The 13,787-nt window shown below is 70.5% G+C and carries 15 protein-coding genes; 2 read left to right on the plus strand and 13 right to left on the minus strand.

Translation table 11 applies throughout. From position 1 onward, the window contains the following. Window positions 1–40 precede the first annotated feature (40 nt). Window positions 41–1,507 (plus strand): aldehyde dehydrogenase family protein, encoded by a 1,467-nt coding sequence (locus tag MNO14_RS09945; protein WP_241943603.1) that lies wholly within the window; start codon window positions 41–43, stop codon window positions 1,505–1,507. 72 nt (window positions 1,508–1,579) lie between these two features. Here the strand turns inward: MNO14_RS09945 and hisIE are convergent, their stop codons facing one another. From hisIE to MNO14_RS09990, 9 genes are read right to left on the minus strand one after another with little or no spacing between them, the layout of a single operon-like run. Further along, window positions 1,580–2,188: a bifunctional phosphoribosyl-AMP cyclohydrolase/phosphoribosyl-ATP diphosphatase HisIE gene (gene hisIE / locus MNO14_RS09950; protein WP_241943604.1), complete on the minus strand. Its 609-nt coding sequence runs from the start codon at window positions 2,186–2,188 to the stop codon at window positions 1,580–1,582. A gap of 55 nt (window positions 2,189–2,243) precedes the next feature. Further along, window positions 2,244–3,017: an imidazole glycerol phosphate synthase subunit HisF gene (hisF, locus tag MNO14_RS09955; protein ID WP_241943605.1), complete on the minus strand. Its 774-nt coding sequence runs from the start codon at window positions 3,015–3,017 to the stop codon at window positions 2,244–2,246. Next, on the minus strand, window positions 3,011–3,748 hold the full coding sequence (gene hisA, locus MNO14_RS09960; protein ID WP_241943606.1) for a 1-(5-phosphoribosyl)-5-[(5-phosphoribosylamino)methylideneamino]imidazole-4-carboxamide isomerase: 738 nt from the start codon (window positions 3,746–3,748) through the stop codon (window positions 3,011–3,013). Before hisA ends, hisF begins: the two co-directional genes overlap by 7 nt. Then, window positions 3,745–4,362 (minus strand): imidazole glycerol phosphate synthase subunit HisH, encoded by a 618-nt coding sequence (gene hisH / locus MNO14_RS09965; RefSeq protein WP_241943607.1) that lies wholly within the window; start codon window positions 4,360–4,362, stop codon window positions 3,745–3,747. The genes hisA and hisH overlap by 4 nt, the downstream gene beginning before the upstream one ends. Continuing rightward, window positions 4,359–5,438 carry a bifunctional histidinol-phosphatase/imidazoleglycerol-phosphate dehydratase HisB gene (gene hisB, locus MNO14_RS09970; RefSeq protein ID WP_241943608.1) on the minus strand — a complete coding sequence of 360 codons (1,080 nt, stop codon included), beginning with the start codon at window positions 5,436–5,438 and terminating at the stop codon, window positions 4,359–4,361. Before hisB ends, hisH begins: the two co-directional genes overlap by 4 nt. Beyond that, complete coding sequence (hisC, locus tag MNO14_RS09975; RefSeq protein WP_241943609.1) at window positions 5,435–6,517, minus strand: histidinol-phosphate transaminase; 1,083 nt, start codon at window positions 6,515–6,517, stop codon at window positions 5,435–5,437. The genes hisB and hisC overlap by 4 nt, the downstream gene beginning before the upstream one ends. After that, on the minus strand, window positions 6,514–7,851 hold the full coding sequence (gene hisD / locus MNO14_RS09980) for a histidinol dehydrogenase (protein ID WP_241943610.1): 1,338 nt from the start codon (window positions 7,849–7,851) through the stop codon (window positions 6,514–6,516). Before hisD ends, hisC begins: the two co-directional genes overlap by 4 nt. Beyond that, complete coding sequence (hisG, locus tag MNO14_RS09985; protein ID WP_241943611.1) at window positions 7,848–8,762, minus strand: ATP phosphoribosyltransferase; 915 nt, start codon at window positions 8,760–8,762, stop codon at window positions 7,848–7,850. The genes hisD and hisG overlap by 4 nt, the downstream gene beginning before the upstream one ends. A 9-nt stretch (window positions 8,763–8,771) precedes the next feature. After that, window positions 8,772–9,110: a YerC/YecD family TrpR-related protein gene (locus MNO14_RS09990; protein WP_241943612.1), complete on the minus strand. Its 339-nt coding sequence runs from the start codon at window positions 9,108–9,110 to the stop codon at window positions 8,772–8,774. A gap of 232 nt (window positions 9,111–9,342) precedes the next feature. On the opposite strand from MNO14_RS09990, the gene MNO14_RS09995 reads away from it, so the two are divergent. Further along, window positions 9,343–9,666 (plus strand): tetratricopeptide repeat protein, encoded by a 324-nt coding sequence (locus MNO14_RS09995; protein WP_241943613.1) that lies wholly within the window; start codon window positions 9,343–9,345, stop codon window positions 9,664–9,666. Window positions 9,667–9,781: 115 nt separating this feature from the next. Here the strand turns inward: MNO14_RS09995 and MNO14_RS10000 are convergent, their stop codons facing one another. From MNO14_RS10000 to hisS, 4 genes are read right to left on the minus strand one after another with little or no spacing between them, the layout of a single operon-like run. Continuing rightward, complete coding sequence (locus MNO14_RS10000; RefSeq protein ID WP_241943614.1) at window positions 9,782–10,144, minus strand: hypothetical protein; 363 nt, start codon at window positions 10,142–10,144, stop codon at window positions 9,782–9,784. Beyond that, on the minus strand, window positions 10,141–12,057 hold the full coding sequence (locus tag MNO14_RS10005; protein WP_241943615.1) for an aromatic amino acid lyase: 1,917 nt from the start codon (window positions 12,055–12,057) through the stop codon (window positions 10,141–10,143). Before MNO14_RS10005 ends, MNO14_RS10000 begins: the two co-directional genes overlap by 4 nt. Further along, a complete protein-coding gene (locus tag MNO14_RS10010) occupies window positions 12,054–12,371 on the minus strand; it encodes a hypothetical protein (RefSeq protein WP_241943616.1) in 318 nt (105 codons plus the stop codon). Before MNO14_RS10010 ends, MNO14_RS10005 begins: the two co-directional genes overlap by 4 nt. Continuing rightward, the gene (hisS, locus tag MNO14_RS10015) at window positions 12,368–13,753 is read right to left on the minus strand and encodes a histidine--tRNA ligase (protein WP_241943617.1); all 1,386 of its coding nucleotides are present in this window, start codon (window positions 13,751–13,753) and stop codon (window positions 12,368–12,370) included. The genes MNO14_RS10010 and hisS overlap by 4 nt, the downstream gene beginning before the upstream one ends. Window positions 13,754–13,787: the final 34 nt, after the last annotated feature.

Here is a 13,787-nt window from a genome sequence, read left to right on the forward strand (position 1 = left end):
GGCGCCGCGTCCTTTTCCGCCTTCGACCCCGGAGCGCCCAATGGCCAAGCACAAGACCGCCCCCAAGACCGACGGGCTCGCCCGCCACTATCCCTACTACCTCGCCAATGTCGCGGTCGCCGCCAACACCGACCTCGAAGTCCGCGACAAGTACAGCGGCGCCGTCGCCACGCGCGTGGCGATGGGCGATGCCACCGCGATCCGCAAGGCGATCGTCGCCGCGCACAAGGCGCGCGAGGCGATGGCCGCCTTCGCACCCGACCAGCGCCGCGATGTACTCGAACACTGCGTGCGCCGATTCGAAGAGCGCGCCGAGGAGCTTGCGCTGGCGCTGTGCATCGAGGCCGGCAAGCCGATCAAGGACGCGCGCGGCGAAGTGACGCGCCTGATCGATACCTTCCGCATCGCCGCCGGCGAGGCGACCCGGCTAGATGGCGAGGTCGTCGAGTTGCAGATCTCGCCGCGCACCCGCGGCTATCGCGGCATGGTCAAGCGCGTGCCGGTGGGCGTGTGCAGCTTTATCACCCCGTTCAACTTCCCGTTGAACCTGGTCGCGCACAAGGTCGCGCCGGCGATCGCGGCCGGCTGCCCGTTCGTGCTCAAGCCCGCGGCCAAGACCCCGGTCGGCGCGCTGATCATCGGCGAGATCCTGGCCGAGACCGACCTGCCCAAGGGCGCGTTCTCGGTGATCCCCTGCAGCAACGAGGACGCCGCCGCGCTGACCGAGGATGCGCGCATCGCGCTGCTGAGCTTCACCGGCGGCCTGGTCGGCTGGGACCTGAAGGCACGCGCGGGCAAGAAAAAGGTCGTGCTGGAACTGGGCGGCAACGCCGCCTGCATCGTCGACGAGGACCCGGGCGCGAGTCTGGACCATGTGGTCGAGCGGCTGGTGTTCGGCGCCTACTACCAGTCCGGGCAGAGCTGCATCGGCGTCCAGCGCATCTATGCGCACCGCGCGATCCACGACGCGCTGCGACGCAAGCTCAAGAAGGCCGTTGGCGCACTGCGCATGGGCGATCCGCGCGACGAGGCCACGTTCATCGGTCCGGTGATCGACGCCGATGCGGCCGACCGCATCCAATCGTGGATCGAGGCCGCGCGCAAGGGCGGTGCCAAGGTCATCGCCGGCGGCAAGCGCGAGGGCAACCTGATCCCGGCCACGCTGCTGGAGAAGGTACCGCGCGATGCCGACCTGCAACGCAAGGAAGTGTTCGGCCCGGTCGCGCTGCTCGAACCGGTGGACAATTTCGACGAGGCGATCAGACGCGTGAACGACAGCGATTTCGGCCTGCAGGCCGGTGTGTTCACCGGCAACCTCGCCCACGCGATGCGCGCCTGGGACCGGATCGAAGCCGGCGGCGTGATCGTCGGCGACGTCCCGAGCTTCCGCGTCGACAACATGCCCTACGGCGGCATCAAGGACTCGGGTATCGGCCGCGAAGGCGTGCGCTACGCGATCCGCGACATGTGCGAGGACCGGCTGCTGGTGATCCGCGACCCCGTCTGAGTCGACCGTCGTCGCCGCCGTTGCAGAACGTCCGGCGCGCGCGGCCCGCTGGGCGCGGCAGACGCGCCGGCGCTAGCCGCCGCGCGCCGCCAGTACGCGTTCGACATCGCGCAGCGACAGTCCGCGCGCGCGCAGCAACACCAGCAGGTGATACAGCAGGTCGGCCCCCTCGCCCAGCAGTTCGTCGTCGCCTTGCGCGACCGCCGCGAGCGCGGTCTCCACGCCTTCCTCGCCGACCTTCTGTGCGATCCGGCGGATGCCGCCGTCGAACAGCCGCGTCGTGTAGCTGCCGTCCGGCCGCTCGCGTGCGCGCTGCGCGACCAGTGCATCCAGCTCGGCGAGCACGCCGCCGGGGGCGGACGGGAAACAGCTGGGTCGCTGCAGGTGGCAGGTCGGGCCCTGCGGCCTGGCCAGCACCAGCAGCGTGTCGGCGTCGCAGTCGGCATCGATGGCGACCAGTTCGAGCACATGGCCCGACTGCTCGCCCTTGGTCCACAGCCGCCCCTTGCTGCGGCTGAAGAACGTCACCTGGCCCAGCTGGCGCGTGGCATCGAGCGCGTCACGGTCCATGTAGCCGAGCATCAGCACGCGCAGCGTGTCGGCGTCCTGGACGATCGCCGGCAACAGGCCGTCCCCTTTGGTCCAGTCCAGTGCCGCCGGGTCGAAAGGAAGGTCGGTCATGGGATCGTCCTGGGGCACATTGGGGGGAGCGGCCGACGGGTCCTGGTGGCGAGGATCAGACATCGCGCACCGCCACGCCAGCCGTGCGCAGCTCGCGCTTGAGCTCGGGAATCGCGATACGGCCGCTGTGGAACACACTGGCGGCCAGGGTGCCGTCGACGTCGGCCTGGACAAACGCATCGATGAAATGCGCGGTCTCGCCCGCCCCGCCCGAGGCGACCAGCGGCACCTCGCACAACGCGCGCGCCTGGCGCAACTGCGCGATGTCGTAACCGCGGCGCACGCCGTCGTTGTCCATGCAGTTGAGCACGATCTCGCCGGCGCCCAGCCGCTGCGCCTCGACGATCCAGTCCAGAGTGCGCACCGCCAGCGCGCGGGTGCGGTCCGGATCGCCGGTGTGGCTGCGCACCCGCCATTGCCCGTCCGCTTCGCGGATCGAATCGATGCCCACGACCACGCACTGCACACCGAAGGCGTCCGCCAGTTCGGCGATCAGTGCCGGGCGCTCAAGCGCCGGGGTGTTGATCGAGATCTTGTCGGCGCCGGCATGCAGCACCGCACGCGCGGTGTCGACATCGCGGATGCCGCCGGCAACGCAGAACGGAATGTCGATCAGCCGCGACACCCGCTCAACCCAGCCACGGTCGACTGAACGGCCCTCTGGACTGGCGGAAATGTCGTAGAACACCAGTTCGTCGGCGCCGGCATCGCGATAGCGCAGCGCCAGCTCGGCGATGTCGCCCATGTCGACGTGATCGCGGAAGCGCACGCCTTTGACCACGCGGCCCTCGCGCACATCCAGGCACGGAATGATCCGCCGGCTCAGCATGCCAGTGCGTTCCGCAGTGCGAAGCGACCTTCCAGCAGTGCGCGACCGAGCACGATGCCGGCGCAGCCCTGCGCACGCGCCGCGGCGATGTCGTCCAGGGCGCGCACGCCCCCTGAGGCCTGCACCTGCAACGCCGGCGCCAGCGCGCGCAGGTGCGCGTACAGCGCGCTGTTGGGACCGGACAGCATGCCGTCGCGGGCGATGTCGGTGCTCAACAGATGGCGCAGCCCGGCCTGTGCGTAGTGCACCGCGAGCGTGTCGAGCGTGACCTCGGCGGTCTCGGTCCAGCCGTGCACCGGCAGGCGCCAGACGCCGTCGGCGTCCTGCCGTGTGTCGAGCGCGACGGTGATGCGCTCGGCGCCGAAGCGCGCGATCCAGCCGGTCACCGCATCGGCATCGCGCACCGCGAGCGACCCGACGACCACGCGAGCGGCGCCGGCCTCGAGGATGCGCGCGACGTCGTCAGCACTGCGCACACCACCGCCGGTCTGGACCTGCAGGCCGGTGGTCTGCCGGATGCGCGCCAGCAACGGCGCGAGCGTGAAGCCACCTGCGCGTGCGGCGTCGAGGTCGACCAGGTGCAGCCAGGTCGCGCCCGCGTCGGCGTAGGCCTGGATCTGGGCCAACGGATCGTCGCCGTAACGCGTCTCCCGTGCGTAGTCGCCCTGCGCCAGCCGGACCACGCGGCCGTCGCGGATGTCGATGGCGGGATAGACAGTGAAACCGCTCATGCGCGGACTCCGGAAACGAACGGCGGCGACAGGAAGTTGCGCAGCAACTGCGCGCCGACCGCCGCCGAGCGCTCGGGATGGAACTGCGCGCCGGCGACCAGGCCCCGCTGCACCGCGGCGGCGAACGGTTGGCCGTGATCGCAGGCCAGGATGCAGTCGTCGGTCACCGGCGCGGCATAGCTGTGCACGAAGAAGGCCTGCGCGTCGTTATCGATGCCGGTCCGCAGCGCGCTGTCCGCCCGTGGTTGCAGCCGGTTCCAGCCCATGTGCGGCACCCGGATCCCGGCCCCGCCGTGCAGCCGGGCGACGACACCGGGCAACAGGCCCAGGCCCTCGACATCGCCTTCCTGCGAGCGCTCGAACAGCAACTGCATGCCCACGCAGATGCCCAGCAGCGGCCGGTCCAGCGTGCGCAGGACCTCGACCAGATCGAGCGCCCGCAGCCGCGTCATGACCTGGGCCGCGGTCCCGACTCCGGGCAGGATCACGCGGTCGGCGCCGCGGATCGCCTCGGCGTCGGTGACCAGCGCAGCGGTCACGCCCAGGCGCTCGAATGCGTAGCGTACCGAACCGGTGTTGGCGCCGCCGGCATCGACGATCACCACACGCATCACAGCACACCTTTGGTGCTGGGCAGCGCGTCGCCGTCACGGCGCACCGCCTGGCCCAGCGCACGGGCAAAGGCCTTGAAGCAGGCCTCGACCTTGTGATGGTCGTTGTCGCCCTCGACCTTGAGGTGCAGGTTCAATGCGGCCGCGTCGCAGACCGAGCGGAAGAAGTGTTCGACCAGTTCGGTCGGCAGATCGCCGACGCGCTCGCGCCGGAAGGTGCCATCGAACACCAGGTACGGCCGGCCGCCGAAGTCGAGCGCGGCACTGGCGAGGGTCTCGTCCATCGGCAGTGTGAACCCGTAGCGCGCAATGCCGCGCTTGTCGCCGAGCGCTGCGCGCAGTGCCTGGCCGAGCGCGATGCCCACATCCTCGACCGTGTGGTGCTCGTCGATCTCCAGGTCGCCCTCGGCCTGCACGGTCAGCGCGATGCCGCCGTGCTTGCCGATCTGGTCGAGCATGTGATCGAAGAACGGCAAGCCGGTCGAGACCTGCGCATCACGCGCGGCATCGAGGTCGAGTTCGACCCGGATGCGCGTTTCGCGGGTGTTGCGCACGATGCGCGCCTGGCGCGGTGCATCGCTCAGCGCGTGCGCGATGCCGGGCCAGTCCCAGTCGCCGCCGAACTGCGGCGTGCGCAGCTTGAAACCGCGCACGCCCAGGTTGTCGGCGAACTGCAGGTCGGTATCGCGATCGCCGACCATCGCCGAGGCATCGAGATCGATGCCGCGGTCACGCAGGTAGTGCATCACCAGCCCAAGACCCGGCTTACGCGTGGGCGCGTTGTCGGCCGGCCAGCTGCAGTCGATCAGCACCTCACGGAATACGATGCCCTGGCTCTCGAAGATCTGCAGCATCAGGTCGTTGGGGCCGTCGAAACTGGCGCGCGGATAGGCGTCGGTGCCCAGGCCGTCCTGGTTGCTGACGATGACGAACTCGAAGCCCGCATCGCGCAGCCGTAGCAACGCCGGGATCACGCCGGGCACGAAACGCAGCTTCTCGTAGCCGTCGATCTGGTAGTCGGCCGGCTCCTCGATCAAGGTGCCGTCCCGATCGACGAACAGGATCTTGGTCCCACTCATGCTGCGATCTCCAATGCCTGCAACGCCTCGATCACGCGCGCGTTCTGCGCCGGCGTACCGACCGTGATGCGCAGCGCGTCGTCGAGTCCGGGGGCGGCGCGCTGGTCGCGCACGACGATGCCGGCGGCCAGCAGCGCCGCGAACGCGCGCGACGCATCGACAAAGCGCACCAGCAGGAAGTTGCCGGCCGACGGATACACCCGGCGCACACCCGGCGTCACGGCCAGCGCAGCCGCCAGGGCATCGCGCTCGGCGATCGTCTGCGCCACCCGCGTGCGGGTCTGCGCGAGCGCCGCGTCGGCCAGTCCAGCCAGCGCCAACTCCGCGCACGGCGTGGGCACCGGATACGGCGCCTGGCAGCACCGCAGCACCGCGATCAGCGCCGGGTCGCCGATCGCCACGCCGATCCGCGCCGCCGCCAGGCCATGCGCCTTCGACAGTGTCCGCAGCACGACCAGGTTGACGTGGGCGTCGAGCCGCGTGGTCGCCGACGGCGCGTCGGCGAACTCCACGTAGGCCTCGTCGACGACGACGAGCGCGCGCCCATCGAGTGCCGTGGCCAGCGCCGCGACGTCGGCAAGTGGCACCAGGCCGCCGGTCGGGTTCGACGGCGAGCACAGGAACACCAGCCGCGCGCTGCGCGCGAGCGCGCTCTCGCGCACGGCAGCGACATCGAGCGCGAAGCCGTCGACGGTATCGTGCAGCGGCACTTCGACGAACGGCGCACCCTGCAGCCGGGCGCTGACCGCGTACATGCCGAACACCGGCGGCGTGGCAAGCACCGCGTCGCGTCCGGGCACGCACAGCGCGCGCACCAACAGGTCGATCGCCTCGTCGCTGCCGCGGCCGATCAGCAGCCGCGACGTGTCCACGCCGTACAGCGCGGCGAGCCGGGCTTGCAGCGCCGGTGGCTGCGGCGCCGGATACCGCCGGCACTGGCCGTCGGCATCGCCGGGATTGGGCCACGGCGCCTCGTTGGCATTGAGCCAGACCTCGCCCTCAAGCGCCTGGGTCCGGGCCGAGGCGTAGCCGGAGAAGGCACGCAGGTCCTCGCGCACCAGATCGAGTACCGAGCTCATGCGCCCGCCCTCGCCAACCGCAGCGCGACCGCGTTGGCGTGCGCGTCCAGGCCTTCGGCGCGCGCCAGCGTCACCGCGTCCGGGCCGATAGCGCGAATGCCCGCGGCATCGGCCGCTTGCACGCTGACCAGGGTCTGGAAGCTCGACACACCGACCCCGCTCCAGGCGCGTGCGGCGCCGCCGGTCGGCAGCACATGGTTGGTGCCGCTGCAGTAGTCGCCCAGCGCTTCGGGCGTCCAGTCGCCGAGGAACACCGAGCCGGCGACCTCGACCCGGTCGAGCCAGTCGCGTGGCGCGCGCAGGGCCAGGATCAGATGCTCGGGCGCATAGCGGTTGCTGATGTCGAACGCGATGTCCAAGGTCGGCACCCGCAGCAGCCGCGAGCGCGCCAGCGCCCGACGCGCGATATCGGCGCGTGGCAGCGCCGCCAACTGGGCCGCCAGCTCGACACGCACGCGGCGCAGCAGCGCCTCGTCGTCGCACAGCAGCAGCACCTGCGAGTCCGGCCCATGCTCGGCCTGCGACAGCAGATCGGCGGCAATGAACGCCGCGTCGGCGCCCGCATCGGCGATCACCAGCACCTCCGACGGGCCGGCCGGCATGTCGATCGCGACCGTCCCCGACTGCGCCGCCTGCTGTTTGGCTTCGGTGACGAACGCATTGCCCGGTCCGAACAACTTGTCGCAGGCCGGCACCGAGGCGGTGCCGAAGGCCATCGCGGCGATCGCCTGTGCGCCGCCGAGCTTGAACACCCGGTGCACGCCGGTCAGCCGCGCGGCGACCAGCACCGTCGGATCGGCGCTGCCGTCCGGGCGCGGCGGCGTGCACAGCACGACCTCGCGGCAGCCGGCAAGGCGCGCCGGCACGCCGAGCATCAATGCGGTCGAGGGCAACGGCGCGGTGCCGGCCGGCACGTACAGTCCGACCCGCGGGATCGGCCGCACGATCCGCGCGCACTGCACGCCATCGGCGGTCTGCACCGCGTAGCCGGCAACCCTGCCCGCGGCATGGAAGCGTTCGATTCTTGCGGCGGCATTGGCCATCGCCTCGCGCAAGCGGGGTGAGACCTCGGCCTCGGCCGCGGCGAATTCATCGGCGCCGACCTCGAAATCGTCGAGCGCGACCCGGTCGAAGCGCTCGGTCAACGCGCGCAGCGCGGCGTCCCCGCGGGCCTGCACATCGTCAAACACCTCGGCGACGGCCGCGCGCGTCTGTACGGCGACGGTCTGCGTGGGGCGACGCAGCAGTTCGACCTGCGCCGCGGCGTCCGTGGCCGCCCAGTCGACGATTGCCGGGATCGCGCCGTCCAGCGAGGAAGGATCGGTTGCGTTCATGCCAGCATCCGCTCCACCGGCAGCACCATCAATCCGGCCGCGCCGGCCTGCTTGAGCGCCTCGAGCCGCGGCCAGGTCAGCTCGCCATGACACAGCACCTGCAGCGCGACCGTCTCGCTGCCGTCGACCTGCAGCAACGTCGGCGGTTCGGCGTCGGGCAGGAGCTTGAGCAGCGCATCGACGCCGTCGCGGCGCGACTGGAACATCAGCAGGCGGCTGTCGCGCAGCCGCATCACGCCATCGAGCCGGCGCAGCAGCAGGGCGGCCAGGTCGCCGCGCACATCGGAGAACGGCTGCACCGGGCCGGCCAGCACCGCCTCGCTGGTCATCAGCGTGACCGCGGGCTTGAGCTGGTTGGCGGTCAGTGTCGCGCCGCTGGACACCAGGTCGCAGATCACGTCGGCCTGGCCCAGCCGCGGCGCGATCTCGACCGAGCCTGACAGCGTGACGATGCTCGCCTGCACACCCTGCGCGTCGAGCCACTGCTGCAGCAGGCCGGGATAGCTGGTCGCGATGCGGCTGCCCTGCAGCTGCGCCGGGCCCGCCCAGTCCTGCGACTCGGGAATCGCGATGTCCAGCCGGCAGCCGCCGAAGCCGAGCGCACGGACCGCCTTGGAGACCTGTGGCAGACCGCGCAACGCGCGATCGGCCGCGACCTCATCGAGCACGTTGCGGCCGACGATGCCGTAATCGCAGACGCCATCGGCAAGCAGCCCGGGGATGTCGTCGTCGCGGACCAGCAATAGGTCGACCGGCAGCGTCTCGCCGTAGCAGAACAGCTTGTCGCGGCTCTCGCGCCACGACAGACCGCACGACGCGAGCAGTCCCCGCGCCGGCTCGCTGAGCCGACCGGACTTCTGGATCGCGATACGCAGGCGGTCGCGCGCGGCGCCGCCGGTGACAGGACTCATGGGGGAACCTCAGTGGGAATCGGGGGACGCGGGCGACGCGGCACGCGCCACCCGGCGCGCGGCGATCGCATAGCCGCCGGCGCCGCGGTCGAGCGTGCGCGCGACGCGGCCGACAGTGGTCACGCTGACGCCGGTGCGCTCGTGGATTTCGCGATACGGCACGCCCTGCTGCAGCAGCGGCACGACCCGCCAACGGTCGACCAGCGCCTCGAGCTCGGCCGGCGTGCACAGGTCGTCGAGGAACCGCGCGACCTCGTCAGCGGTCTTCAGCGCCGCGAACGCACGCGCCAGTGCCTGCAGCGAGGCGCTGGCTTCGTGGTCCGGCAGGGGTTCGGGGCGTTGCTTCACGGGTGTCGTTGAACGTATCAATGTAATAGCGTGCTAGTACATTACGCATTCCCGGCGCCAAGTCAACCGGGACGGCAACGCCAGACAGCGGCGATACAAGCGCGCACCGACGCGAGCGCCGCGGCGGCCCGCAGGCCGTCCGCAGAGGTCGTCAACCAGATTGCAGCGTTCCACCACCCTCGCCCGCCGATCCGCGAACATCCCGCATCGACCTTCCAGATCCGGAGGCACCATGCGCGAACGATTGCAGGCCCTGCTCGACGCCGGGCGCGATGACGCGCTGTTGCGCTTCGGGCTGGGCAATGCCTGCCTGCAGGCAGGCGACCCGGCCGCGGCCGCGACCCATCTGGCCGCCGCGACACGGCACGATCCGGACTATTCGGCGGCGTGGAAGCTGCTCGGCAAGGCCTTGCTGGCGCTGGGGCACGACGACGACGCCGAAACAGCGTGGCGCGTCGGGCGCAACGCCGCGGTGCGGCGCGGAGACGTGCAGTCGTCCAAGGAGATGAAAGTGTTCCTCCGGCGGATAGAACGCACACGGCATTCGAAGGCCTGATCACCCACCAAAAACAAAACCGGGGTCAGAGTGGATTTCTTCGAAGAAAATCCACTCTGACCCCGGTTCTCTTGTAAGGCGCGCGGTGCCATGACGTCGCGCGAGACAGGCGCGATCAGTCAGCGCGCGCGCGGGCCTGCATCCCCAGCCAGGCCATCGCGACACCCGAAAATGCGGCGATCGAGGACAGGAACACGCGCGTGGCGAGGAAGTCGGGGTTGTGGATCTTCTGCAGCGCGATGCGCGCGTAGACCGGCGACTCGAGCTTGACCACGCCCATGTAGAACAGGTGCCAAGCGTCGATGCCGACCGCGATCGCGAGCGCGCCCAGGCTGCTCCAGGCGATCGAATGCCCGTGCGCCCAGCGGTAGCGCGCGCCCAACCAATGGAACAGCAGGTAGCACAGCGCGCCGACCGCCATCGCGATCAGCGCGGCCTCCAGCACCCCGAGCCAGCCGAAGTGCAGCGGCAGGTTCACGCCGCAGGCCCGGTGGCCGGCACCCGCCAGCGCGGCAGCACGCCCAGCAGCTTACCGTCGGCGACCAGGCGCACCGCGACGGCGACCTCGCCGTCGAGCGCTCGGTCGCGGTCGAGGAACGGGATGGCCTCGCGGATGCGCGCATGCGCGTCGGCAACAATCGCGCCAGGGTGGAACGGCGCACATGCGGCCAGCTCGCCGCGCAGCGCCTCGACCTCGTCGAGAAATCCGGCGTGCGTGGCGCGGTCCTGCGCCGGGCCGCCCTGCACCTTCGTCGCCAGCGCCTGGGCATCGGCCCGACGCGCGAGATCGCGCGCAGCGTTGATCATGTCCATCCGCAGGTCCAGCGCCTGCGCCGCAGTGTAGAGCTCGAGTGCGAGCACCTTGCCCAGGTCGTCGGCCATCGCCAGCACGTGGCGCGCCTCGTTGGTGCCCATCGAAACATGGTCTTCGGCGTTGGCGCTGGTCGGCACCGAATACACGCTGGCAGGGTGCGCGCGGGTGGCCAGGTCGTTGACCAGCGCCGCCGCGGTGTACTGCACGATCATGAAACCCGATTCGGTGGCGTCTTCGTTGCCGATCAGGAATGCCGGCAGCCCGTCGTTGGTCGCCGGGTCGACGAGTTTGGCCAAGCGGCGCTCGGAGATCGACGCCAGCACCGGGATCGCCGCCTTGACGTAGCTCATCGCCAGTGCCAGTGGCATGCCGTGGAAATGGCCGGCCGAGATCACCTGCTGCTCGACGTGCTCGGCTTCGCGGCCGGGAAATACCAGCGGGTTGTCGGTGACCGCGTTGAGTTCGACGTCGAACACGCGCTTGGCCTGCTCGACCGCGTCGCGCACCGCGCCGTGCACCTGCGGGATGCAGCGCAGCGAATAGGCGTCCTGCGGCTGGTGCTTCTTGCCGCCGCGGAACGGCCGGAACCGGGCGTAGAACTTCTCGCGGCCGTGGCGCTGGTCGCTCGGCACCCAGTCCCAGCCGATGTCGAAGCGCAGCGCCTGGGCTTCTTCGGTGTCCCAACTCGACGGCAGCCACGGCCGGAACTTCGGCACCAGGTGATAGGCGATGTCGGCCAGCGTCGAGCCGTCGAGCAGTTCGCGCAGGTGCGCGGCGACCTCGATCTGGCCGGGGTGCGGACGCAACGCGTGGACATCGGCGTCGAACGCGCCGAGCCGGCCGGCGAAGGCATCAATGGTCATCGCCGCGGCAAGATCGGCGGTGTCGAGCAGCGCATCGAGCCGGTGCAGCGCCAGCACACCGGTGGCGAGCATTTGCGCGGTGCCGTTATTGAGCGCCAGGCCCTCCTTGTACGACAGCGTGACCGGTGCCAGGCCGGCGCGCCGCAGTGCCTCCGCGCCGGGCATGCGCTCGCCCTCGAAGAACGCTTCGCCGCCGCCCAGCAGCACGATCGCCAGGTGCGACAGCGGCGCCAGGTCGCCCGAGGCGCCGACCGAGCCGAGCCCCGGAACCACCGGCACGATGCCGGCGTTGAGCAGGTCGGCCAGCGCCTGCAGCGTCGCCACGCGGATGCCCGAATGGCCCTTGAGCAGCGTGTTGATGCGGATGCACAGCATCGCGCGCACCACCTCGGACGCCAGCGGCTCACCGACGCAGACCGCATGGGTGACGATGAGGTTGTGCTGCAGTTCCTCGTGCAACGCGCGGCCCGAGGGCGAGGCGCCCGGCAGATCGTCGCGCAGCGGGCGCGCGCCGAGCAGGCGGTCGGCATTGCTGCCAAAGCCGGTGGACACGCCGTAGATCGGTTCTTCGCGGCGCACCTGCTCGGCGAGGAAGTCGGCCGCGTTGGCCACCGCGCGCAGCGCCTGGTCGTCGAGTTCGACCGGCGCGCCGTGCGCGACGATCACCAGTTGCGCTCGGGTCAGCGAGCGGCCGTCAAGGCGGATGGCCTTCATCGGGTGGACTCCATGCAGGTCACCGTCGTGGTGACATGAGCAGCCGGGCATTCACCGAAGACACTGCCGCGGATGCCCAGTGGCGATGTCACAGTCTCGTCGAGGCGATGGCCGCCTCGGCAGCGGCGTTCGGCCTCGGCAGCGATATCGGCCAGCACCTCGGTCGGGTCGCCGGACGCCGCGCACTGGACACTCTCGACGCGATAGAGGCCGGGCGCAACACGCTCGAACCGGGTGCCGAACGGCGAGCAGGCAGCCAACGACAGAAGGGTCGGCAGCGACAGGGCCGCAGGCCCCAGCGACCGCAGGTTCATCGCATCGCCTGCCACTGCTCGCGCTCGACCAGCAGCGTGCGCGGCAGGTCGTCGTCGGCGACCTCGAACTGCTCGCCGCGGCGCAGGTCCTTGACCGCGACCACCCCGCGGGCCGCTTCCTCGTCCCCGCGGATCACCACAAAGCGGATGCCGGCGCGGTCGGCGTACTGCATCTGCTTGGCGAGCTTGCGCGGCTCGAGCTGGGTCTCGACGTTGAGCCCGGCGCTGCGCAAGCGCTGCGACAGCGCCAGCGCCGCCGGCAGACCGGCATCGTCGAACAGCGTCACCAGCACATCGACTGAGCTGTCGGCGGTCTGCACCAGACCCGCCTCGCGCAACTGCCAGAACAGCCGGGTGAGGCCGATCGAAATGCCCACGCCCGGCAGCTTGGACTTGGTGTAGTGGCTGGCGAGGTTGTCGTAGCGGCCGCCCGAGCAGATCGAACCGATCTGCGGATGCGCGTCGAGCACGGTCTCGTAGACCATGCCGGTGTAGTAATCGAGCCCGCGCGCGATCGACAGGTTCAGCGCGTAGCGCGACTCGGGCACGCCGAGCGCACGCAACTGGTCCAGCAACGCGCGCAGTTCGTCGCGCCCTTCTTCGAACAGCGGCGTGCCGGCGCCGAGCGCATCGAGCTTGGCCAGCGCATCGTCGTGGCCGGTGGAGCGCACGCGCGAGAACGCCAGCAGGCGCTCGACGACCGCATCCGACAGTCCGAACGCCTCGCCGGTCAGCGTCGCGCGCACTGCGTCCTCGCCCCGCTTGTCGAGCTTGTCGATCTCGCGCAGCACAGTCATCTGCTGCGCGTCGTCGATGCCCTGCCCTTCGAAATAGCCGCGCAGCAGCTTGCGGTGGTTGAGCTGGATCGTGAATTCGCCGATGTCGAGCGCGGCGAACACCGCACTGATCACCGCCGGCACCTCGGCGTCGTAGCGCGGCGACAGCGTGTCTTTGCCGATCACGTCGATGTCGCACTGGTAGAACTCGCGGAAACGCCCGCGCTGCGCGCGCTCGCCGCGGTAGACGCGCTGCATCTGGTAGCGGCGGAACGGGAACGCCAGATCGTGCTCGTGCTCGGCGACATAGCGCGCCAGCGGCACGGTCAGGTCGAAGCGCAGCGCCAGTTCGGGCAGGCCGTCGGCCTGCCCGCTTTCCGACGACTTGGCCAGCGCCCCGGTCGACTGCACGAAATAGACCTGCCGCTCGGTTTCGCCGCCCGATTTGGTCAGCAGCGACTCCGACAGTTCGAACACCGGCGTTTCGATCGGCAGGAACCCGAAGCCCTCGAACGTGCGGCGGATCGTGTCCAGCATGCGCTGGAATGCGATCTGGTCGCGCGGCAACAGTTCCATGACGCCGGGCGGGGTCCGGGGCTTGATCATGCGGGCAGCTCGTCGGTGGTGCGGAGGGAGAGCG

It is taken from the genome of Luteimonas sp. S4-F44 (assembly GCF_022637415.1).
GTDB lineage: Bacteria > Pseudomonadota > Gammaproteobacteria > Xanthomonadales > Xanthomonadaceae > Luteimonas.

Coding starts and splice junctions, on each gene's coding strand:
- MNO14_RS09945 (WP_241943603.1), top strand. CDS start 41: ATGGCCAAGCACAAGACCGCCCCCAAGACCGACGGGCTCGCCCGCCAC.
- hisIE (WP_241943604.1), bottom strand. CDS start 2,188: ATGACCGACCTTCCTTTCGACCCGGCGGCACTGGACTGGACCAAAGGG.
- hisF (WP_241943605.1), bottom strand. CDS start 3,017: ATGCTGAGCCGGCGGATCATTCCGTGCCTGGATGTGCGCGAGGGCCGC.
- hisA (WP_241943606.1), bottom strand. CDS start 3,748: ATGAGCGGTTTCACTGTCTATCCCGCCATCGACATCCGCGACGGCCGC.
- hisB (WP_241943608.1), bottom strand. CDS start 5,438: ATGAGTGGGACCAAGATCCTGTTCGTCGATCGGGACGGCACCTTGATC.
- hisC (WP_241943609.1), bottom strand. CDS start 6,517: ATGAGCTCGGTACTCGATCTGGTGCGCGAGGACCTGCGTGCCTTCTCC.
- hisD (WP_241943610.1), bottom strand. CDS start 7,851: ATGAACGCAACCGATCCTTCCTCGCTGGACGGCGCGATCCCGGCAATC.
- hisG (WP_241943611.1), bottom strand. CDS start 8,762: ATGAGTCCTGTCACCGGCGGCGCCGCGCGCGACCGCCTGCGTATCGCG.
- MNO14_RS09995 (WP_241943613.1), top strand. CDS start 9,343: ATGCGCGAACGATTGCAGGCCCTGCTCGACGCCGGGCGCGATGACGCG.
- MNO14_RS10005 (WP_241943615.1), bottom strand. CDS start 12,057: ATGAAGGCCATCCGCCTTGACGGCCGCTCGCTGACCCGAGCGCAACTG.
- MNO14_RS10010 (WP_241943616.1), bottom strand. CDS start 12,371: ATGAACCTGCGGTCGCTGGGGCCTGCGGCCCTGTCGCTGCCGACCCTT.
- hisS (WP_241943617.1), bottom strand. CDS start 13,753: ATGATCAAGCCCCGGACCCCGCCCGGCGTCATGGAACTGTTGCCGCGC.